The sequence below is a fragment of the Pseudomonas sp. EU05-FHT14B02 genome, assembly GCF_058791055.1.
In genome coordinates this window covers 24514-46720 of the sequence record NZ_JBYTDD010000032.1, presented here as the reverse complement: position 1 = coordinate 46720, position 22207 = coordinate 24514, and the positions used below count along the sequence as shown (strand labels likewise).

Below are 22207 nucleotides of genomic sequence, written 5' to 3'. Positions count from 1 at the left end.
CGGCAGGCCATGAGGCTGGGCGTCGGTCAAAGGCGAGGCCATCTGCGCAATCATTTCCGCCGTTGGCGGTCAGTTGGCCCTCCAGGTGTTCGATGACTTGGCGGATTTGCGCATCGCTGGCACATTGCACGATCAGCGAAGCGGCGCCGAACATTTCACAGTGCGCCAGTACAGGCAGGCCACCGGTCACCAGTAGCCGTCCGGTCTGGATTAGCGACGCGCCGCCAATGGCCCTGTAAACTGGCCGCGCAAAAGGCGCCTGCCTCACCACCTCAAGCAAGAGAGTCCTCATGGCAAACCACGACCTGACCTTCACTCCTGATCCTGATGCGGATTCGATTTCCTCCGACGTTGTCGGTTTCGGCGGTGTGCTGGTCTCCACCCAAATCCCCACCCGCGCCGACGGCAGCCTGGAACTGGGCGACATCACCCTGCAAAGCGAGTGCACCCTGCAAGCGCTGAAGGTCGCGCTGGAGCGAGCCGGCAGTTCCATGGACCGCGTGATGCACCTGACCATCTACCTCACCGACATGGCCGACCGCGCCGCGTTCAACGAAGTCTACAAGCGCTACTTCGCCAAACCATGGCCAGTGCGCGCTGCTGTCGGGGTTGCCTCGTTGGCGGTGGAAGGCATGCGCGTGGAAGTGACCGCGATGGCGGCCAAGGCCTGATAGCCGCGTCACACACAACTCTGTAGGAGCGAGCTTGCTCGCGATGAACCTGAGAGCGACTCGGGGCATCAGGTTGCCAGCGCTATCGTTGACGTCCATCGCGAGCAAGCTCGCTCCTACAGGGATTGAGGCATGCCAGGCCTGCCCGAAACGCCACCTGGCAGCATACGGGTGCCGGTCAGGCGTTTCGCCGCTACAATGCACGCCTCGACCGTGACAAGCCTGACTAAAAAAACTATGTCTTTGCCCAAACATCACCTGGAATTGCTCAGCCCTGCCCGCGATGTCGCCATCGCCCGCGAGGCCATCCTGCATGGCGCTGATGCCATCTACATCGGTGGCCCGAGCTTCGGCGCCCGCCACAATGCCTGCAACGAAGTGAGTGATATCGCCCAATTGGTGGAGTTCGCCCGTCGCTACCACGCCCGGGTGTTCACCACCATCAATACCATCCTGCATGACAACGAACTGGAACCGGCCCGCAAGCTGATCCATCAGTTGTACGACGCCGGCGTCGATGCGCTGATCGTCCAGGACCTGGGGGTGATGGAGCTGGACATTCCGCCGATCGAACTGCACGCGAGTACCCAGACTGACATCCGCACCCTGGAGCGAGCGAAGTTTCTCGATCAGGCCGGTTTCTCGCAACTGGTGCTGGCCCGTGAGCTGAATCTCCAGGAGATCCGCGCCATCGCCGACGAAACCGACGCAGCCATCGAGTTCTTTATCCATGGTGCGTTGTGCGTGGCGTTTTCCGGCCAGTGCAACATTTCCCACGCGCAAACCGGGCGCAGCGCCAACCGTGGCGATTGCTCTCAGGCCTGCCGTCTGCCATACACCCTCAAGGACGAAAAGGGTGGCGTGATCGCCTACGAAAAGCACCTGCTGTCGATGAAGGACAACAACCAGAGCGCCAACATTCGCGCACTGGTCGAGGCCGGCGTGCGTTCGTTCAAGATCGAGGGCCGCTACAAGGACATGGGCTATGTGAAAAACATCACCGCCTACTACCGTCAGCGCCTCGACGCCGTGCTCGAAGACCGTCCGGATCTGGCCCGTGCCTCCAGCGGCCGCACCGCGCACTTCTTCCTGCCCGACCCGGAAAAAACCTTCCACCGTGGCAGCACCGATTACTTCGTCACTGACCGCAAGATCGACATTGGCGCCTTTGATTCGCCGACCTTCACCGGTCTGCCGGTGGGTGTGGTCGAAAAAGTCGCCAAGCGTGATATGCAGGTCGTGACGCACGAGCCTCTGTCCAACGGCGACGGTCTCAATGTGCTGGTCAAGCGGGAAGTGGTGGGTTTCCGCGCCAACATCGCCGAACCCAAAGGCGAGTTCGAGGAGGACGGCGAGAAGCGTTATCGCTATCGCGTCGAGCCCAATGAGATGCCGGAGGGGATGTACAAGCTGCGCCCCAATCATCCGCTGAATCGCAACCTTGATCACAACTGGCAACAGGCGCTGCAAAAGACCTCCGCCGAGCGTCGCATTGCCCTGAACTGGGTCGCTTGCCTGCGTGAAGAGCAGCTGGAACTGACCGCTACCAGCGAAGAGGGCATCAGCGCCAGCGTCACCCTGGCCGGCCCGTTCGGCACCGCCAACAAACCGGAACAGGCGCTGGAGCAGTTGCAGGATCTGCTCGGTCAACTGGGTACCACGCAGTACCACGCCATCGACATCAAGCTGGACGCGCCGCAGGCGTACTTCATTCCCAACTCGCAGCTCAAGGCCCTGCGCCGTGAAGTGATCGACGCCTTGACCGAAGCGCGGATCGCCGCCCACCCGCGTGGCAGCCGTAAGGCCGAAACCACGCCGCCGCCGGTATACCCGGAGTCGCACCTGTCTTTCCTGGCCAACGTCTACAACCAGAAGGCCCGCGACTTCTATCACCGCCACGGCGTCAAGCTGATCGACGCGGCCTACGAGGCCCATGAGGAAACCGGCGAGGTGCCGGTGATGATCACCAAGCACTGCCTGCGTTTCTCCTTCAACCTGTGCCCGAAACAGGCCAAGGGTGTGACTGGCGTGCGTACCAAGGTTGCACCGATGCAATTGATCCACGGCGATGAAGTGCTGACACTGAAGTTCGACTGCAAGCCTTGTGAAATGCACATCATCGGCAAGATGAAAGGCCACATCCTCAACCTGCCGCAACCGGGCAGCGTGGTGGGGCACATCAGCCCTGAAGACCTGCTCAAGACCATCCCGCGCGCGCCGCACTGAGTGACCGGTGAGTGCGCCGCAACGGCGCGCTCACCTGTTCCAGCCTGAAACCTCTGTTGCTGAAGTCCAGACGCTGGCGATAAACCTGGAGTTGGCGGTCGACACTATTTACAGGTATCGGCAACGGCCTTTTCAGCTCGTTTGAATTCCTGTTTGACGTCGGTCGGGATGCGTTGTCTTTTCAGTTCCTGACCGAGGAAGGGTTGTTCGCCTCGGGACTGGACCTCAGCCTCCTCGGCGGTTATCTGCGCCTCGATGGCAGCGGCATGCTTGTCGATGACGGCATCGACCTCGGCTTCATTCCTGGCGGTATCGAGTGCCAGGACCAACTGGCCGGCCTCGGCTTTTTCGGCTTCGGCATAGGCTTCGACCGTCAACCCGGAGGCCAAGGCTCGCGCTTGGACTTCCAGGTCATTCAGATGCTCCCGGGCAGCCTTGCAGACCGCTTCCTGTCGCTGGTTCTGGATGTGTTCCCAGGTGTTCACCCCATAAATCGCGGTCCCGAGTACCAGAAGGGTTGCAGCGGCCCCCATTAATTTGCCTTTCACTTTTGACGCCCTCAAATGGCAAGGGAAGGGTGTGGCATAAACGATTCCCGATTCAATTCGAGTAAAGAAAAGCGTAGCAGAGCTGTCCGGGCTGAATGTGCGCCGATAGATCTCCGAGATCCGGCTCAACACTAAGCGCCTGTTTTAATAAACAATTTTTTTTTTTGGGCTTCCCAGATGAGGAAAAAGTTGGTAAATTGCGCCCACTCTTGCAACGGCCCTCAGGGAATCAGGCGCAAGAGCAGGTAACAGGTCTTGTTGCCACTCAAGAAAGCGAGTGCCAGGCACTCATCGCAACAGATACAGGGGCGTCGCCAAGCGGTAAGGCAGCAGGTTTTGATCCTGCCATGCGTTGGTTCGAATCCAGCCGCCCCTGCCATTTTTTTATTCCTGCGTAATCAGATAACACTCGACCGACGGTTATTATTCGTCGATTCGTCGGTTTTTTGCCTCCCGTTCCCCGGTCGCGCTGGCGCCACTACCGAAAGCGCTCCGGGATGGCCTCGGCAAACGGGTACCAGGAAAAATACGGCCTTGCCTCGTCGATGACCCGCTTGACCGAGGACCTTTGGGTCAACCTGTCGAAATAAGCACTCAAGTGGCGATGATCGCCGGGAAAGGGCACGAGGGTGCTGGCGTAGAACAGTGCCGGGGCGGCGGCACAGTCGGCCATGCTGAACGCCGGGCTGGCGACCCAGGTTCTTGCCGCCAGCTGACGTTCAAGCATGCCGTATGCCGTCATTAGCGCGGCGCGTTCGCGGGGCAGGTCACCATTTGCGGCATTGATTCTGTCAGCGACGATCTTCTGCATCGGCACCTGGATGTGCAGGTCGAAAAAACGATCCCACAGACGCACCTCCAGCGCGGTTTCCCAGTCGTCCGGAACCAGATGCACTTGGCCGGGATGAAGCCGGTCCAGGTATTCAATGATCACACTCGACTCTGGTACATTCTTTTGCCGGGCGTGATCGCGCAGCACCGGAAACTTGCCGATCGGCCACAGCGCTTGAAGCTCGGCCCGGTCAGCCTCGTTGCCGAGGTCTATGACCCTTTTTTCAAACTCGATTCCCAGTTCATAGAGAGCGATCAGCGCTTTGTGGCAGAACGACGAGAGCGGATGGAAATAAAGTGTCAGCGACATCCTGCAATTCCTCGGTGAGATGCAAACCACCTGATTATCCGTCGCTATCGGCCAATGCGCGAGGTGCTCCGCCCTGATGCCCGGCGCCTGCTGTTCGGGTTAGAGTACAAGTCTTCTGGCTTGAACTTCAGGCATGCCACGTTTAGGGTCATATCGCCATGCACCAGATCGGACTCATTGTTTATCCCGGCTTCCAGGTTCTGGGCCTGGCCATGTGTGCCGCCTTCGAGTTGGCCAATAGTGCCGGCGACGAACCGTTGTACCGCATTGCATTGCTGTCCGAGTCGGGTGGCCTGGTGCAAACGTCCGCCGGTTTTGCAGTGCAGACTGAAGCGTTCGACCAGCGCACGTTCGATACGCTGCTGGTCCTGGGCGACAACCTGATCCGCTCGACCACGCCGGGCATGTTGGAGTTTTTGCGTCGGGCCAGCCACTGCACCCGGCGTCTGGGTTCGATTTGCACGGGGGCGATTGCCTTGGCCCAGGCCGGTTTGCTTGATGGTCGGCGGGCGACCACCCACTGGGCGCATGTGCCGGCCTTTCGCAAGGCGTACCCGAACGTGAAGGTCGAGGAAGACCGGATCTTCATCAACGACGGCAACGTCTGGACGGCTGCCGGCATGAGCGCTTGTGTCGATCTGGCGCTGGCCCTGGTGGAGAGCGATCTGGGCGTCGACGTTGCACGCAAGGTAGCGCGGCAATTGGTGCTGTATCACCGGCGCTCCGGCGGACAGTCGCAGTTTTCGGTGATGCTGGAACTGGCCCCCAAGACCGATCGCATACAGGCCGCGCTGAATTACGCCAAGCAGAATCTCAAGTCCGCGCTGTCGGTCGAGGAGCTGGCCAGTGCGGCCAATCTCAGCCCTCGGCAATTCAGCCGGGTGTTTCATGCCGAAACCGGCCAGTCTCCGGCCAAGGCCATCGAAAACCTGCGGGTGGAGTCGGCCCGGTTGATGATGGAAACCGGACGGCACTCTATCGATGTGGTAGCGAGGGACACCGGCTTTGGGGACCGGGAGCGGATGCGCCGCGCTTTTATTCGTGCGTTCGGGCAGCCGCCGCAGGCGATTCAGCGTGCCAGTCGGGGCTGAATCGTGATGTCCTGAAAGGTGGTGTATACGACATTCGGGTCTTAATATTATTTTCGTAATATTTATCTCGTTGAAACCTTTCCCTCAATGAGATCACCGCCATGACCCTCGTCAAAGCCGCCGCCGTACAAATCAGCCCAGTTCTTTACAGCCGAGAAGGCACCGTCGAAAAAGTAGTGCAGAAGATTCTCGAACTCGGTGAGCAAGGTGTGCAATTCGCCGTATTCCCGGAAACCGTGGTGCCGTACTACCCGTACTTTTCCTACGTGCAGTCGCCATTCGAAATGGCCGCCGAACACCTCAAGCTGCTGGACCAGGCGGTCACCGTGCCTTCGCACGCCACCGATGCCATCGGCGCTGCGGCCAGGCAAGCGGGGATGGTCGTGTCCATCGGCGTCAACGAGCGCGATGGCGGCACGTTGTACAACACGCAGTTGCTGTTCGATGCCGACGGCTCGCTGATCCAGCGTCGCCGCAAGATTTCCCCGACCTACCACGAGCGCATGATCTGGGGCATGGGCGACGGCTCCGGCCTGCGGGCCGTCGATAGCGCGGTAGGGCGCATCGGGCAACTGGCCTGCTGGGAGCATTTCAACCCGCTGGCCCGTTATGCCTTGATGGCCGATGGCGAACAGATCCATGCGGCCATGTACCCGGGGTCGTTTGCAGGTCCGCTGTTCGCCTCGCAAATGGAAGTCAGCATTCGTCAGCATGCTCTGGAGGCCGCGTGCTTTGTGGTCAACTCCACGGCGTGGCTGTACCCCGAGCAACAGGCGCAGATCATGGCCGACACCGGTTGCGCCATCGGTCCGATCTCCGGCGGTTGCTACACCGCGATCATCAGCCCGGATGGCACGGTCCTGGGTTCGTTGCATGAGGGTGAGGGAGAGGTGATCGCCGACCTCGATATGGGGCTGATCGACAAGCGCAAACGCATGATGGATTCCCGTGGCCACTACAGCCGCCCGGAACTGCTGAGCCTGCTGATTGACCGCACGCCGCAATCCCATGTGCATGAGCGCAGCGCGCATCCAAAGCTGGCAGAACAGACCGGACTGGAAGAGGTGATGGGTTAGTTCCGGGGAAAAAAAACAGGGGACTTCATGGAAGTCCCCTTTTTGTTTGTCGGCGTTGCAGCTGTCGTTTCAGCGTCGCCAGAAGCAACGCGCCAGCAGCGCATCGATGCCGAGCTTGCCGCCACCCGACAGCAATAGCGGCGTGAGGGCCACAAGATAGATCAAAGGCAGCTTGAAGTTGCCGTAACCCTTGTTGCTGATGGAATAGCCTTGGGCGAGTTCACTGAGCGTGTGCCAGTCGGCGGGCCAATGGACAGCGGCGGTTGCGACAAGGGTCACCACCATCAGGCTCAGCGCCGAAAAACGTGTGCCCAGGCCCACCAGCAAGGTCAAGGCGAAGATCAGTTCGGCCCACATCGACAGTTCCCAGTTCAGCGTCGCTGGAAGGTGGTCGAACGGAAACGGGAAGCGCTCCTGGATATCGGCGAACCAATTCTGGCCGTTGAATTTTTCCAGGCCGGACTCGAAGAATTCCCAGGCGAGGAACACCCGCAGCGCGAGGGGGGCAACCCAGTCGCCGGCACGGTCGAGGTTCAGGTGCAGGCCTTTGACGGCCGAAGAAACGGAGGTGTTCATGGGCGTAGTTCTCTTTCAGGTCAGGGCGGCGGGGCAACGGCATACCCCCGAGAGTTGAGCGCTTTGATCGGCTTGGCCAATCGACAGGCGTATTTCATCAATGGGGTGTATCTGCGGTGTGTCGTTGCGGCGGGGTTTTGAGTGCGGGGTGTGTCTGGGGTGGGGCTGTATACACTGAGATACGTAAACGGCCATCGCTCCCACAGGGAAATTGCTATACATTTTCTGGCCGCCCCCTGCATGGTGAAACCGCTTCATGTCTCTTGCGCTCGAACGTCTAGTCGCTGGCACGCCAATCCCTTTCGCCGGTAATCGTGTCACTGTCGTCAGCCCCGAACTGGCGCAACGCTTCCAGCCCGGTGACCATCTGCTGGTGGAACAGGTCAGCGGCGAGTTGTTGTTGATCCCTGTGGCGGACCAGCAAGCGGCCAACGTCGCGATCGAGCGGGCCCAGGTGGCATTCACCGCGCTGTCGGCTGTGTCCGATCAAGCCATCAGCGCCTTCTTCGACCTGTTTGCCCAGCGCCTGGAAACTGCGCAATGCTGGGCCTTGATCGAAGCCGCCAACCTGGCCGACATCGAACGGGCCAAGGCGCGCGGTCGCTCGACCACCCGCTTGCTGGCCGATGAGCGCATGCGTCGCGACATGATCGCCGGCCTGCGCGCCTGGCGCGATGCACCGGCCAGTCGTGGCAAGGTGATCAGTAGCGTCGAGCACGACGGCTGGAAAGTCGAACAAGTGGTCTCGCCGCTGGGCATCGTCGCGTTCGTCTTCGAAGGCCGGCCGAATGTGTTTGCTGACGCCGCCGGTGTATTGCGCACCGGCAACACCGCCGTGCTGCGCATTGGCAGTGACGCGTTGGGCACCGCCCAGGCGATCGTCACCCATGCACTGAACCCTGCGCTGAGCGACGCCGGTTTGCCGGCCGGTGCCGTGTCGCTGGTAGAAAGTGTCAACCACGCCGCCGGTTGGGCGATGTTCGCTGACCGACGCCTGTCATTGGCAGTGGCCCGTGGTTCGGGTCGCGCCGTCAGTCAGTTGGGCAGCATAGCGCAGCAGGCTGGCACGGCGGTCAGCCTGCACGGCACCGGTGGCGCGTGGCTGATCGCCAACGCCGATGCCGACGCCCCGCGCTTTGCTGCCGTGGTGCGCAACTCCCTGGACCGCAAGGTCTGCAACACCCTGAACGTCTGCCTGATTCACCGCGACCGCGCCGCTGAACTGGTGCCGCTGTTCCTCGACGCACTCAAGCAGGCCGGCGCCGCACGGGGCCAGGGCTGCAAACTACATATCGTTGAAGGCAGCGAGTCGCACCTGCCGCAAAACTGGCTGGCTGCAACGGTCCAGGTATACCGTGCCGAAGGTTATCAAAGCGAGGCGCAGGCCGAGCCATTGCCGGAAGATCAATTGGGCCGTGAATGGGAGTGGGAAGAAACCCCGGAAGTCAGCTTGAAGATCGTCGACAACCTGGACGATGCCGTTGCCTTGTTCAATCGCTACAGCCCGCAATTCACCGTGTCATTGATCAGTGAAAGTGCCGAGGCTCAGGAGCGTTTCTACAACGCGGTCAACGCGCCTTTTGTCGGCAACGGCATCACCCGTTGGGTCGACGGCCAGTACGCGTTGAACAAGCCGGAACTGGGGCTTTCGAACTGGGAGAGCGGGCGCCTGTTTGCTCGCAGTGCGATTCTCTCGGGTGATGGCGTGTTTACCATTCGTAGTCGCATGACCCAAATCAATCTGGGCGTCAAACGCTGAGATGGCGCAATCAGTGACCGCTGCAAGGGCGGTCACTTTCTTCAACAATCGGCGGTGCTGATCACGCGGTCTTGATCACTTTGGCCGATACGGCACAAGTGCTTGGATGCTCGACCGGCGACACGAAGCTTCGGCTGTCGGCATCCAGCGCGTCGATCGAACCCTGCTCGCGATGGACGTTAACGATTACGCGTGCTACCTGAATGAACGCGTCGCCCAGGCGTTTTTCGCGAGCAGAGCTCGCTTCTACAGCGGATCTCGAGTGTTCATGCTTTTGCGGTACGCCGGTCTTCTCGTGGGCACCGTGCATATTTCGCCCGATAACTGCGGGTGAAATACGACGGCGATTCAAACCCGCAGGCAATGCTCACTTCCAGCACACTCATGTCGGTTTGACGCAGCAACTGCCGCGCCTTTTCCAGCCGCAAGCGCAGATAGATATTGGCTAATAGCGGTGAAATAGGCGCACCTTGTGGTGTGCCCTGCTTCGCAGGAGTTCGCTTTCCGTTTTCAAGAACACCTGTACGCAGCCATCGGACTATTAACGCTAACACCCGTCGATCCGCGATTCGGTGTTGCAGAAAGCACATCATCCACTCGTGATCGATGGTGTCAAAGAACGCGCGAATAGTTGAGCGGGCTACTCACATTGAAGTCGGTGGTGTGTGTGGAGCGCTTACTCATAACCCAAGGCAGGAGCTGTATGCGGTAATTCCGCACGTACGGATCTGTGCGGGGGTGGCAGTTGGCTGCCATTCCTACCGCGACCAGTTGATCTCGCGTCCTGCAGTTATGAAACGCGGATCCATGAAAACCGCGCACAGAGTATTGAGTGGGGGCACATTGTCCCAGCCTGGCAGTTTGATCATCAGCGGCAACGCTGGCAAAAACGGGTTAAGAAACCTCCCTCTCGAAAAAGAACGCAGTCTCCCCAAAAGCCGGTTTTAGTTGATCGAACCACGTAGCATCGGGATCAAATCGTGCGAAGAATGGCCTCTGCACCCAATCCGGGTTTCGTGCTTGGATAAAACGTAAAACAAACACCTTTTCTCCTCGAATTTCAGCTAAACCGCAGACCTCAACTTTCCCCGGATCTGCGCTCATCGAAGGTCCTCTGGCAGTCCTGGCAATACCTGAAACTTGTTTGACCGCGTCCCGGTAAATTTCCCACGCACATACAAGAGGGACTTCAAAATACCGGCGGGCCCCGGTATCACGCTCGATAAACATATAGTAAGGAATAATACCTAATTGGATTTGCGTCTGCCAAAGTCGCGCCCAGACGTCAGCAGAGTCATTGATATGAGCCAGCAACGGGCCCTGGCTACGTATTTGAGCGCCGGTTTGTCGAACACGAAGAATAGCCTCTCGAGCAATGGCAGGCTCAAGTTCCGCCCAATGATTATAATGAGCCATTAACGCTAAGTGTTTACCGCTGTTGATGATCTTCCTAAATAGATCAAGAAGTTCACCTGCGTCGCTGTCAGTCACAAATCGCTGAGGCCAGAAAGAAAGCGCCTTCGTACCAATTCGGATAGTGTGGATGTACTCGAATTCAGGCGTCAAAAGAGCTTCTAGGTAAGCACGTAGATTGCTTGTCTTCATAACTAGCGGATCTCCGCCAGTAATTAAAACATCAGTCACTTTAGGGTTGGCTCGAAGGTAATCCAATAGCTGGGCGTTTTCCTTAGCAGCAATCTTGAGCGATTGGTCACCCGTGAATTGGGCCCAACGGAAACAAAAAGTACAGTAGCTATGGCAAATCTGACCAGCGCTTGGAAAAAACAGCACAGTTTCACGATATTTGTGCTGGACACCCGTTACTGTCACGCCAGATAGTGAAGGAATATTACGCTCCAGCTGTCCTGCTGGATGGGGATTGAGTCTAGCTCTAACCGCTTTTATCGCGACCTCACAGGATGAGCGGTCGGAATTCCTTAAAAGTAAAGATGCTATTAGATCAAAAGACTCGTTATCCAGCATATCCTTCTGGGGGAAGGTAAGCTGGTATATAGGGTCGTTTGGAATATTGGTCCAGTCGATCAATTCTTTGATAACATATTCATTGACTCGAAATGGCAGAACGCTTGCCACCACCTTCATCGCCCAAATAGTCCGGCTGTCTAATTTAGCAAGCTGAGGAATCTGGTCAATTTGATTCAAGGTATAAACCTTGAAACGTTCAACCTCGAATTTTTCTGTGCGATTTTCAACACTTACCGCTATATTTTCAATAGTGTGCATAATTGGTGACCAATAAAATTTTAGACCGGAATATAGTTGGCTATAAGATGTGGAGCTGTCTTGACCTAAAATAAATGTCGCGACAAACTATAATATCTGATGAAACCAAGGATCCTCCAAGCGACAACGGTTTCCACACTAGTAACACCTGTCGTATGAAAATCAGCGATGGTGGACAAGATCAATAATTCTCCCGCACGCTTCTTTAATTTCAGCTTCATTAACGGAAGCAATAGAGATGCGGATATGGTCCTTCATACCGTAAGAAGACCCTGGCGTGGTCGAAACGGATTTTACATTGAGGAGATCGTCTACAAATTGGGTATCCGAACTCCAAGTAGCACCCAATACTCGGGAAATGTCAGGAAATAGAAAGAAACCACCCTGCGGCCGTACAATGTCAAACGTAGTGCTTAATAATTGATGGCAGTAATAGGCTCGGTGTTGCAACTCATCAACACGTTTTTTAAGAATGCTCTTAGGCAACGCTATAGCTGCCAAGGCACCGTGCTGCGCAAATGTACACGCATTGTCCGTCATGACGCCCTGAAGCGTGGAGCATCGGTCGATGATTTTTCTATCCGCGAACATATAGCCTATTCTAAAACCAGACATAGAGAACAGTTTTGAGAACGTGCGTGTAACCACCAGCAGGCTAGAGTCCGCCATAAGATCCAGAGGGCTGACATATTCACCGCTACCGAAAATGATGCCTTCGTAGGCTTCATCGGAAATGAGTAGAAAGCCAAACTCTTGAGATAACGCCACCAATTCTAGAATATCTTGTCGACTGAGAATCAAGCCAGTGGGGTTGTGAGGTGAGTTAATAATCAACGCCTTGGTTTTGTGAGTAACCAACTTGCGAACTTCAACTATGTCGAGACCCATATTTCCCATTTCGTAATCGACGGCAATGCCCCCGTTAAGTTCTATGTAAGATCTATAGGCGGGCCAGCATGGATTTGGAATCAGAACCTCGTCCGCGTTGGATAATATGCATTTCATCAACATGAACAACGCCTGGCTTGAACCATTAGAAACTAAAGTTTCGGCCGGGTCGCACAACTTACCATGTTGTTGAAAGCATCTCTCGATCAACGCGTTTTTCAAAACATCTATGCCACTAAGATTGCAATAGCCAGTGTGCCCATTTATTAAGGCGTCAATCGTCGCGCGAGAAACTTCCTGCGGGACTTCAAGGTTTAGTTCACCGTCGTGCATCTGAATTAAATCACGTATTTTAGGACCTTCACTCAAGACCTTCGATAACTGCTGGCTCGGGTTTGACATGATTTTCACCAACTGTAATTATTTTAAGTGTCGCAGCATCTGCCGCGAGTAGACTTCAGTGAAAAAAGCTTTCGCCGACGGGCTCAGGTTCCCGGGCCAGAAATCAAACATCAGATTTACACGAGTACATTCACTATGGTTCCAAGACTCATGCTGAAAAGTTGTGTCAATGATTGCTATTTCACCCGTTCTCCAACTAACGATCTCTTCCCCGATTCTCAGTCCAGATAATCCATCGTCAGCACAAAGGATAGGAAGATGTAATGTCAGCATAGGATAAACATAATCCAGATGCGGCTCGATGTGACCGCCCGGTTCTAGGCTTGAAAGCACAACCTCTCTGATAGTAGCGCCTTGCACAACATCCTCGACAAAGCGAATCGTATTTGGAGCAAGGTCAGCGTATACAGCAACTTTTTGACCTCCTTTATAAAGTGGAACTGATTTCCACAAAGGATCGCCATGAAAGGGATATTTTTCCTGGGTGTTTTTGTGTTTTTCATAGAGCTGGATTAGTTCCTGCGTCATCTCGGCAAGAAGCTTATCAATGCCTGAGAGGAAGCTGAAATCGTCTTTAGACCAAAGAGGCTTTCTGGGTCCGAACGACGACTTAAATCCATTGATATTTATATTCGTAGCATAAGGTATAGGCATGACAGGCTTAAGCAAACCGCTGGATAGGCGGCTAGAGCGTGATAATTCTCTTTCATGAAGTTCCGACTCAATTAGATCGAGGATACACTCGCGAGTTTTATCGTCAATATCGCCAAGGTCATCTAATGCCTTGTACCATAATGCGAGCACCGGCTCCCGCCACTTTAGAGCAGATCTGCAGGAAATCACAATCGTCGCATATAACCAGATTATGAGGCAAAGTAGTAATAACTGACTTGATACTAAAAGTCCAAATCCGACTAATTCAGTTCTGTTATAGAGTCCCGCCACAAACGTAAAAATGGAGAGCGGAACGAGCCAACAGGTGTAGCTACTAAAACGTCGCACGGTGGAATAAGGTACGACGATATTGAGCATATCAAATTGGGAGCGAAAAATCGGCCAGGCGCTGATGGAATAGAGAAGAAAAAATAACAAGCAGCAGTAAGACACCGAATATATCGACAAAAAACCCTTCGGTACCGCCAGAATAAGCAATATAGATAGTAATACTAAGCAAGCTATCACGAATATACTGTGTTTCAGTATGTAATTTATACCTCGAATGCCGTATAGATTTCTCATGCCGCAACCTGCGTCGGAGCCTTGTATCGGATCCATCTAAATAGAAGTAGAGAGAACAGCGCTATAAGTCCAAGCCCTACGCCACACCATACACCCGCTGCTCCTAGGTCAGTATAAAATGCCAATAAGAGAGCGAGCGGTAGCCCCACTAGCCAAAAACAAATAATCGAAAGCAACATCGGAAAGACGGTCTGTTTCAAGCCCCTAAATATACCGAGCAGTACCATTTGACTTCCATCAAAGAAATGGAAGACTCCTAAAATGCAGACAAAAAGGCTAGAAAGCTTGATGAGCTCGTCATCTCCACCTTCACCCCGAGCAACAAATAGCTGAACAATATCATGGGAAAAAATAATCAAGATAGAAGATATTACAGTGAGTACTATCCAGCCGAGCCATAAAGCACTCCATCCGGCGTCACTCGTCCGCCGCGAATACACACCCAAAGGAGAGCAGAGGCTTATTCTCGTAGTAGAAGCTTGAGAAATGCCATTAGGTATTGTAAATACGACTTGAAGAACTTGCATTGCGATACCATGAGCAGCCAACGCAACGACTCCAAACTTACCCACTATGATTGTGAGGATGAAGAAAAATAGCGTGTCATTTGCCTGCGTTAGAGAGACCGGAATACCATTTCTTAAAATAGGCATCATCAACCACACTCTCACTACTATCAATTTTATACAGTGCTGCCGCTCCCTGAACTGCGGATTCATTAAGCCTAATATGACCAGCAATATACAAAGCAAAATGTTTGTTAACGTCGTGGCGATACCTGCACCGAACAAACCCAAGGGGGGTATCCACAAAAAACCAAATATTAGAATCAGGTTAGCAACGAAGTTAAAGATCGCTGCTGTAATAATTGCGATAACTGTATATCGCGCTGATCCCATTATTGATAACACATTTCTGAGGTGTACAAATAAAATCGCTGGGCCGATGCTCCACATCAGGCTATTCATGTATCTCTGAGCTTCGAAAGACACAAGCGGATCCTGGCCAAAAAAAACTAATATTTCTTTCGTAAAATAGAGCATTGCTATGCATATTAAAAACGCAGCTACTATGAGCTGAATGCAGCTGGTCGATACAGATGCATATTGTTCTTCTTTTGCCTTAGATCCCAATGCATCAGTAATAAACGGGATGGTAGAGATGAGTAGTCCGGAGAATAATAAAAACAGAAGATAGTAGAGGCCCTGTGCCAAAGTCGACGCAGCTAACGCCTCGGTACTAATCCATCCAGCCATTATTACGTCCGTAGTCGCAATAATCACATGCGCGATATTGCCAGATACAAAGGCTAGCGAGAGCCGAGAACTCTCGCGCATCTCGGATGTATATCTACGGGAAAGCCTCGCGGCACGGTTATATATCAGTGATGATATCAAGACTGTACTCCCGGTCTAGGTGCTTAGACACATCCTTGGAAATCTGTACTCTTTTCAGCCATCGATCCGTTCCATCGTACTTTGGCGTAAATTGTGGCCTGCCATGAGCGCACTTGTAGTTGTTGATAAACAAAACCTGTGCTTCGTTCATTGATAAGTCAAAGGTTGCTGACTCAACCAGCTTGATAAAATCCTTAAAAACTAGTTCTTCGCAATGAGACATTTTGCTGTAGTCAACGTAGACAGGATCATAAATGAAGCTGTAGCCCTCGGTAGGTGATTCTTGCAATACCGCCGTCTCTAGAGACGTTGGCTTATATTCGATCGTAGAGGGTCGGTCGGAAAGAATGGTATAACGGGTCTCCGTTAACCTGTGCTTGAGTGTTGCATCAACGGCTGAAAAATCTGGGCAAGACAGCAAGTTTGGGACTTTATCGTCGTTTCTTACGCATAAAAAACCTAGTACATCGGCCCTATAAGGTAAAGCGGGGTCTTCAGTATGCAGTTCTAAATGCACAGAACCACTTCCCAACTGTTTATTTCTATCTTTGAAGATTGGGAATATTTCTTGAACAAGCTTGCCGTTCTGCAGGTCGCTATAACCGAAAACATCACCAACATGTCTTGACAGTTGAAGAAATAAATCATCGTAGTTTGAATGGCAGTCATCCCTCCAATGTTTCGGCGTCGGTCGCTGTTGATTGGCTTTAGGAAGGTCTAAGATTGTGACATCAGATGAAAAACTAAAGTCCTCTTTAAATTGAGCGACAATAGATTCTGGGCTTAACATTGAGTAGTCTAATTTAGTAAATATCATATCAGTACCGAAGAAATGGTAAATTAGTTAGTTTCAAAGCCACCAGGTAGTGAACCACTCGCGAGTCAGTTGACCTCAAGGAACTTCAAGCGTTTTATGATCATAGCCAAGCACAAAATTCTTAGAGCCTAGCTTATAGAAGTACTGGTTATTCAAAGGGATCTTCCCAAGTTTAGTGGTGTAAACATACTGTGGGACGCTGAAACCAGTTTCATAACCGTGCAGCTGCTCCATAATCTCAAGGCCCTTTTCTATCGACGTCCTAAAGTGCGATACGCCTTGAACATTGTCCGCGTGGTATAGGTAATAAGGCCTTACCCTGCCTTTCACCAGCATCCGGTTCAACGTTCTAAGTGTTTCGACGTCGTCGTTCACTCCACGCAACAGCACTGTCTGGTTTTGTACCGGTATACCGTGGGAAAGAAGTTTATCTACCGCGCTTAAGGCCTCAGGAGTCACTTCCACGGGATGATTGAAATGGGTGCTAAACCAGATCGATTTGAATTCGGACAACATCTTACAAAAATCATCTGTTATCCGCTGCGGAAGAAAAACCGGGTACCGTGAGCCAATGCGTACAAAATCTACGTGGGGGATTGCATTGAGCCTAGATATAATGCTATGCAAAAGCTCATCGGAAAGAATTAGCGGGTCGCCTCCGGTAAGTAATACGTCGCTGATGTTTTTGTTGTTTGCGATGTACTCTATGTCTTGATCATATGAGGCGGGAAGCTTTTTGTTGTAATAACTGCCTGACTTATCAGTTGTGTGAAACTTTCTAGTGCAGTGTCTGCAATAAACTGGGCAAGTATCCGACACTAGGAATATGACTCGGTTTGGATACTTATGTACGACGCGTCTGGTTTTCATATAAACCATATCACCCACCGGGTCTACATCTTCCTGCTGATTACTCTCATCAACTTCTTTTGGGTGGGGTATGCTTTGCAGCCGAATCGGACAATTCTCATTGGTCTCGTCCATCAGTGATGCATAATATGGAGTAATCATCCACTTATACTGGCTCTCTGTTTGCTCAATGCCCTTCAATTCTGTATCACTGAGAGTTACCCAGGCTTCCAGCTGAGCCTTGGTGCGAATGGCATTCTTCATTTGAAATTTGTGGTCGCCCCATTGGTCGGAAGACAGTAAATCCTGTTTACTTAAAGTGTCCTTTGCAATAATCATTTTTATTATCCTTCGCTGGTGGGGGGGGGCTGACGAGATTTTTATCAATGTCTTTAGTTGTCGAGGTCGTCCATCCGCCGCTATGATAGTCGAGACCTTGTACCTTATATCGATTGTCTGGTAGCTCAAAGCCGAACTCTTGGAGTATCAAAGCAGCATTATTAATTGCATTATCTTCTAATGGAAAAGGCTTGCTATCCAAGCTCTCATTCATTGATTGAAGTACGTCAAAAATTAGTTCGCCTATACCTGACCCTTCAGACATCCTCATTTTTGGTCGCCGAGTGATATAATCTGGTAACTCGAGGGAAAAAGCGTCCCTTAGTAAAACTTTTGTAAAACCATCTCTTACATGGAACTCCATCGGAGCCGATATTATAAAATCGAAAAGATCTTTGTCGAGAAACGGTACACGGCATTCCACTGTATTGAACATGCTCATTCTATCCACACGCTGTAGATCAGTTCGATACAAGTTCTTAACTTTATGTAGCTGAAGCGCACGACGGTCACTGGCCCCTTGAAAGAAGTCATAACCAGCGAATAGCTCATCACTTCCATCTCCAGATAGAGCTATACGTATCCCGTCTTCTTTCATTCGGGAGAAAGCACAATGTATAGTCAATGCATCAGTTATATCTACGGGTTCAAATTGTTCAGATACATATATGCTGGTTCTAATAGACTGCATCAGATCTACACGATCAACATCAGAAATAACTATCTTAATGCCAAGTTCTTTGCATAATCTCTGCGCGAATACTACGTCAGCTGAGCCAGCCACTCCGACCGTGTAGGCGGTGACGTTCTTATGGTATAGGTTAGCAAGATAAAGAATTATCGCGCTATCTAGCCCGCCAGAGAAAATTACGCCTACCGGAAGATCCGTATTGGCTTGACGCTTTACCGAGAGGTGCAGTAGCTCATTGCATTTATTTACCGTAGACTTGTAATCTAGTTTCGGCCCTATGCTTTCGCTAATTAAATAATATGCGTTCTGTCGACCGTCCACCCAATAATGTCCAGGGAGGATTTCTTGTGTCTTGTTGGTCAACCCAATTAGTGCTTTCAGTTCCGATGCGAAATAGAGGACAGTTCCTTCTTGAGTCAAGTATAGAGGCTTTACGCCCAGCCGATCCCTCGCAGCGAAAACGGTGTTGTCTCCCGGTGAGTAGATAATAAACGCGAATATACCATTGAGTCGGGTCAGGCAAGATTTCCCCCAGTGCGTATAGGCTCTAAGAACTAGCTCGGTATCTGAACTGCCTAAAAACATCACTCCGTGTGATAATAAAATTAATCGCAACTCATTCAAGTTGTAAATTTCACCATTAAATATAATTGCGTTACCTGAAATGTTATCTATGAACGGCTGATTGTTGTCTTCTCTCTCCACGATAGGCAAGCGATTGGTACCAATAGCAGCATGAGAAAATATAAAGCGCTCTCCAAAGTTTTCAGCAGCGCCTCTATGGGAGATTCTCCCCAGCATTTTTAATAAAGTAGCCTCAAAGTCGCGCTTTTCATCAGAACGGGTAGAAGTCTCAAATATTGCAGCTATCCCGCACATCTAGTACTGCTCCAGTAATTTGTCTTCACGATATTCAGATGTTTCGACTTTAATGTTTCTCTCATACTCTTTATGGACGTCAAGTATTTCGTCTATAGACGTTGCCCTCACCCACATTTTTGCGATATAAGCTTCTTCGTTTTCTACATCGAAGAATCCATCTTTGTGGCCGTTAGTAGTAGGCAGTACCTGCGATAAAATCTCACACGCAGAATCAATTTCTGGAAGCTTTATAGCTTTGATGTAGCCTGAGCGAGTTGGATAGAATAGAAGCATCGCGTAGACGGCGTCCTCCGGCAAGATCGGAAGGTCATCCGCCAAATGGTGTCCTATGGTTACTGGCTTATTTGTTATGTAATTGACGTTTAAGGCATAGGCATCACATGAGCACAGATCCTTAAGTGCTTCGTCCACGAAGAACCCGCCCAGCCTCGGGTTTACCTCAATCACTTGGGGGCCGTTTTTGGATAATTTGAACTCAACGTGTAAAAATCCGTTCTTTACCTTCAGTGCTTTTATAGAATTGCTAATAGTTGATACGATCATCGATATCTGGTCGTTAGAAAAGCTTTGCGGTGGTGTGACTATGACCTTTTCTAAAACCGTACTGGAGGTGTTGCTTGTTATCATCTTTTCAAATATCAACATCGGGTGTATGTTGCCGTCGATAACCAAGCATTCTAAAGAACCTTCAGGCCCCTCAATGAATTCTTCAATTAACACGGAAACGCCCGGCGTATATAGCACAGGATCTTCTTCTGGAGAGCTAAGCCATTTTTCAGCTCCCGAGAAAGAATAGGCTCCAGGCACGTCAGGAAATCTTTCTATGAAGTGATTATATGCTTTTTCAAGACTCTTTCGGTCATCACATATCGAGACAAACGCCGAGCCGCCCCCGTATACCGGCTTCATCACTACGGGAAATATAAGATCATTCATAGTTTCGAAATTTCCGTTGAAGAGCCTGAAATTTACCGACCTAACACCTTTTATATTGCTAAGTTGTGAGCGCATTAAGTATTTATTGTTGCAATTCTCTAGCGGCTCGGCGCTGTAATATTTAAGCCCGCATTGCTTAGCGATATCTTCAACTACATGGTTCGCGTCCCCACGTGGTGTGACATGCGCTGGGTAGCAAAACAGTCCTTTCACACTGTATGTCCGGCTTAAGCGTTCTACTGCGCAGAGTACTTCGCTAGTTTCAATGCTATCTACCAAGAAAACTTCATCACTTTCATCGCTAGCCTCCCTAATATTTTTACTATCTTTTGCGATTATTGTTATGCATCTGATACCTTCTTTTGCTGCGGCTTGAAAGTGTAATCTTCTATATAGATATAGTGAGGTTGATAGATAGTCGTTATCTATGAAAATTAATATTTCTGGCTTCATATATAGGTCCGTGATCATTTTCATTGTTGTAAAATTAGATAGCGAGCATTGTACTGTTTGTCACGCACGCATGATCAGTGGAGATCTTTTGGGAAAGGCATAACTTTCTGCGCACCACGTACTTCTTGGCCGTTATCCTATGTGAACTCCCACGGCGAAGTTGCACGCTGAATCCTCCTGTCATTACGAGGTTGGCTGCCCGCGGTTGCCACACGGTAGATAGCTGTGGGCGGATGAGCGTTGGCGTAAGCCCGTTGTTGTTCAATTATCCTCAAGGCGTCTTTGTTCGCCCCTTCAAGTTGCTGCGAGAAAAGGTAATCTTCTTAGCTGCGAACAAAATCAGGGGAGGCTTCATTGGTGTACAAAGGGGAGAGGGGAGCATTCATTTCCAGACTCCTTATCTGAAGGGTGTCCATGAATGATGCGGCACAAACTAAATAATTCGTACCGCCGAATTCACAGTCACAGGAAGGAAAAGGAAACTTCGCAGTACTGCGATACTAAAAATCCTACAGAAATTTCTGCTCGATAAGGCGCAAGACAATTTCGATCAAGCTTTCACAGATCCGCTGATCTTCCCTCGAACAGCGCTCCATGGCGCAAGCACTTGAGCCTTACACAGGATGAAGTGGCCAAACGGATGGGTGTCTCTCAGCCGGCATTTGCCCAGCAAGAGACCGTCTCAAAGCCTCGGAAGGCCACTCGCAAAAAAATAGCAGCGGCGTTTGGTATTACCGCTAATCAACTTGAGATTTAGGCTGTGAAAGGGATCGAAATGAAAATCTGCGGCATCGAAATCAAAGGCAGCGAAGCGATCATCGCCGTGGCCGCGCTCGACGGTCAGGCGTTGAATCACGTCGCGCTCGCCACCAAGAAAATTGCCCTGGACGATGATGAGGAAGCCGCCAACGTCAAAGTGTTTGCCGCGCAGATTGCGTCGTTCGTGCGCGAGAATTCGATAGATCGGATCGCGACCAAGAAGCGCAGCAAGAAGGGTGAGTTTGCCGGTGGGCCGACCACGTTCAAGATCGAAGGGGATTTGCAGTTGCTGGACAATTGCGAGGTGGCGCTGCTGTCGCCGCAGACCATCAATGCCCAGGCCAAGAAGCACGGGTTTGAGCTGTCGGCGACGCTGAATAAGTATCAGCATGAGGCTTATAAAGCCGCCTGCTCGGCGTTACTGAAGAAGTAACCTTCAACCCAAGGAGCCGGCTTGCCGGCGATGGACTCAAGTGCGCCGCGTTTATCCGGTTTACACGCGTTATCGTTAACGACTATCGCTGGCAAGCCAGCTCCTGCAAGAGACCGTGTCCTGGTCGAAAAAAAAGCCTGCTCCTTATCGGGAGCAGGCCTTGTTTATCAATAAGTCAGTAATGACTCATCTTAATCAGTAGAACCGGTCAATCACCCGAACTTCGTTCTGGTTCTGCATCGAGGCCCAGGCCTGTTTCAGGGTTTGCAGAACATTACCGATGAAGTCCTTGTCGGCCGCGGCCTTCTTGCCGACATAGCCCTGGCCGCGACGGTACATCTTCAGTCGGGCGAGCAGGTTCTGGTTGTTCTGGTCGAACTCTGCTTCATGGGCGTGCGGCGACAGGCAGTCGATATGAACCTGGCCACACTTGCTGATCCAGAGAATATGGTTGTCGTGGCTGTCTTTCTTTGCAGCGAAGATACGAGCCAGTTCATCGATAGTTGGTTGATTGTTCAGATTCATCATAAAGCCCCTTGACCAATTGGTGATCTTTCAAAGTTGATTCGCTAATACAGGTAGCCCATCGGTTAGTTGATCCCTGGCACCGAAACCAGGACGTCAGCGTTCGACCGCCTTATCGGGCGGGGTCCTGCGTCTGTTGCATGTAGTCGTGTTGAATAACTGCTACGCAATAGCGTCACAACGAAGAGAAGCGGCGAAAACCTTAAGGCCACTGCCGACATTTTCAGGGTCGGCCACAAGCTTCATGAGGATTGCTCGCCAAGAC

At 51.9% G+C, this 22207-nt stretch carries 20 protein-coding genes, 1 tRNA gene and 1 pseudogene; 8 read left to right on the top strand and 14 right to left on the bottom strand.

All coding sequences use genetic code 11. From position 1 onward, the window contains the following. The first annotated feature begins 290 nt into the window (after positions 1-290). Entirely contained in the window at positions 291-671 is a 381-nt protein-coding gene (locus AC3WTM_RS24550; RefSeq protein WP_008021538.1) for a RidA family protein, read from the top strand. A 237-nt stretch (positions 672-908) separates the two neighbouring features. Next, complete coding sequence (locus AC3WTM_RS24545) at positions 909-2897, top strand: peptidase U32 family protein (RefSeq protein WP_102670079.1); 1989 nt, start codon at positions 909-911, stop codon at positions 2895-2897. Between the two features lie 104 nt (positions 2898-3001). On the opposite strand, the gene AC3WTM_RS24540 is transcribed toward AC3WTM_RS24545, so the two are convergent. Beyond that, complete coding sequence (locus AC3WTM_RS24540; RefSeq protein WP_102670080.1) at positions 3002-3430, bottom strand: hypothetical protein; 429 nt, start codon at positions 3428-3430, stop codon at positions 3002-3004. A 319-nt stretch (positions 3431-3749) separates the two neighbouring features. Here AC3WTM_RS24540 and AC3WTM_RS24535 point away from each other — a divergent pair. Then, positions 3750-3824, top strand: a tRNA-Gln gene (locus AC3WTM_RS24535). A 99-nt stretch (positions 3825-3923) separates the two neighbouring features. Here the strand turns inward: AC3WTM_RS24535 and AC3WTM_RS24530 are convergent. Then, positions 3924-4586 carry a glutathione S-transferase family protein gene (locus AC3WTM_RS24530; RefSeq protein ID WP_102670081.1) on the bottom strand — a complete coding sequence of 221 codons (663 nt, stop codon included), beginning with the start codon at positions 4584-4586 and terminating at the stop codon, positions 3924-3926. A gap of 158 nt (positions 4587-4744) precedes the next feature. Here AC3WTM_RS24530 and AC3WTM_RS24525 point away from each other — a divergent pair, with 158 nt between their 5' ends. Both AC3WTM_RS24525 and AC3WTM_RS24520 read left to right on the top strand, forming a co-directional pair. Next, positions 4745-5677 (top strand): GlxA family transcriptional regulator, encoded by a 933-nt coding sequence (locus tag AC3WTM_RS24525; RefSeq protein WP_102670082.1) that lies wholly within the window; start codon positions 4745-4747, stop codon positions 5675-5677. A 101-nt stretch (positions 5678-5778) separates the two neighbouring features. Further along, complete coding sequence (locus AC3WTM_RS24520) at positions 5779-6753, top strand: nitrilase-related carbon-nitrogen hydrolase (RefSeq protein WP_102670083.1); 975 nt, start codon at positions 5779-5781, stop codon at positions 6751-6753. Positions 6754-6822: 69 nt separating this feature from the next. Here the strand turns inward: AC3WTM_RS24520 and AC3WTM_RS24515 are convergent, their stop codons facing one another. Next, positions 6823-7329: an HvfX family Cu-binding RiPP maturation protein gene (locus AC3WTM_RS24515; protein ID WP_102670084.1), complete on the bottom strand. Its 507-nt coding sequence runs from the start codon at positions 7327-7329 to the stop codon at positions 6823-6825. Positions 7330-7585: 256 nt separating this feature from the next. Between AC3WTM_RS24515 and AC3WTM_RS24510 the strand changes: the two genes are divergently transcribed. Next, positions 7586-9088 (top strand): aldehyde dehydrogenase family protein, encoded by a 1503-nt coding sequence (locus AC3WTM_RS24510; protein ID WP_102670085.1) that lies wholly within the window; start codon positions 7586-7588, stop codon positions 9086-9088. A 61-nt stretch (positions 9089-9149) separates the two neighbouring features. Here AC3WTM_RS24510 and AC3WTM_RS24505 read toward each other — a convergent pair whose 3' ends face one another. The 10 genes from AC3WTM_RS24505 to AC3WTM_RS24460 form a co-directional block, all read right to left on the bottom strand. Beyond that, complete coding sequence (locus AC3WTM_RS24505) at positions 9150-9398, bottom strand: hypothetical protein (protein ID WP_146023700.1); 249 nt, start codon at positions 9396-9398, stop codon at positions 9150-9152. Further along, positions 9355-9717 (bottom strand): helix-turn-helix domain-containing protein, encoded by a 363-nt coding sequence (locus tag AC3WTM_RS24500; RefSeq protein WP_492574081.1) that lies wholly within the window; start codon positions 9715-9717, stop codon positions 9355-9357. Before AC3WTM_RS24500 ends, AC3WTM_RS24505 begins: the two co-directional genes overlap by 44 nt. A 265-nt stretch (positions 9718-9982) precedes the next feature. Continuing rightward, positions 9983-11332: a KamA family radical SAM protein gene (locus AC3WTM_RS24495; protein WP_102670086.1), complete on the bottom strand. Its 1350-nt coding sequence runs from the start codon at positions 11330-11332 to the stop codon at positions 9983-9985. 162 nt (positions 11333-11494) lie between these two features. Then, positions 11495-12622 carry a pyridoxal phosphate-dependent aminotransferase gene (locus AC3WTM_RS24490; protein WP_102670087.1) on the bottom strand — a complete coding sequence of 376 codons (1128 nt, stop codon included), beginning with the start codon at positions 12620-12622 and terminating at the stop codon, positions 11495-11497. An 18-nt stretch (positions 12623-12640) separates the two neighbouring features. Further along, positions 12641-13426: an aspartyl/asparaginyl beta-hydroxylase domain-containing protein gene (locus tag AC3WTM_RS24485; RefSeq protein WP_158247442.1), complete on the bottom strand. Its 786-nt coding sequence runs from the start codon at positions 13424-13426 to the stop codon at positions 12641-12643. Between the two features lie 431 nt (positions 13427-13857). Beyond that, positions 13858-15198, bottom strand: a complete 1341-nt coding sequence (locus AC3WTM_RS24480) for an MATE family efflux transporter (RefSeq protein WP_102670089.1) — start codon at positions 15196-15198, stop codon at positions 13858-13860. A gap of 37 nt (positions 15199-15235) precedes the next feature. Continuing rightward, positions 15236-16048: a Fe(II)-2OG oxygenase family protein gene (locus tag AC3WTM_RS24475; RefSeq protein WP_146023701.1), complete on the bottom strand. Its 813-nt coding sequence runs from the start codon at positions 16046-16048 to the stop codon at positions 15236-15238. A 102-nt stretch (positions 16049-16150) separates the two neighbouring features. Continuing rightward, positions 16151-17263 carry an arginine 2,3-aminomutase gene (gene blsG, locus AC3WTM_RS24470; RefSeq protein ID WP_102670091.1) on the bottom strand — a complete coding sequence of 371 codons (1113 nt, stop codon included), beginning with the start codon at positions 17261-17263 and terminating at the stop codon, positions 16151-16153. Beyond that, on the bottom strand, positions 17235-18833 hold the full coding sequence (locus AC3WTM_RS24465) for an asparagine synthetase B family protein (RefSeq protein WP_102670092.1): 1599 nt from the start codon (positions 18831-18833) through the stop codon (positions 17235-17237). The genes blsG and AC3WTM_RS24465 overlap by 29 nt, the downstream gene beginning before the upstream one ends. Further along, positions 18834-20225, bottom strand: coding sequence for an ATP-grasp domain-containing protein (locus AC3WTM_RS24460; RefSeq protein WP_158247443.1), 1392 nt, complete (start codon positions 20223-20225; stop codon positions 18834-18836). 595 nt (positions 20226-20820) lie between these two features. Here AC3WTM_RS24460 and AC3WTM_RS24455 point away from each other — a divergent pair. Next, positions 20821-20982, top strand: a pseudogene (locus tag AC3WTM_RS24455) (helix-turn-helix domain-containing protein); the annotation flags it as partial. Positions 20983-21000: 18 nt separating this feature from the next. After that, complete coding sequence (locus tag AC3WTM_RS24450; RefSeq protein ID WP_102670117.1) at positions 21001-21417, top strand: DUF3010 family protein; 417 nt, start codon at positions 21001-21003, stop codon at positions 21415-21417. 195 nt (positions 21418-21612) lie between these two features. Here AC3WTM_RS24450 and AC3WTM_RS24445 read toward each other — a convergent pair whose 3' ends face one another. Continuing rightward, positions 21613-21942, bottom strand: coding sequence for a hypothetical protein (locus AC3WTM_RS24445; RefSeq protein ID WP_032829393.1), 330 nt, complete (start codon positions 21940-21942; stop codon positions 21613-21615). Between the last annotated feature and the right edge of the window lie 265 nt (positions 21943-22207).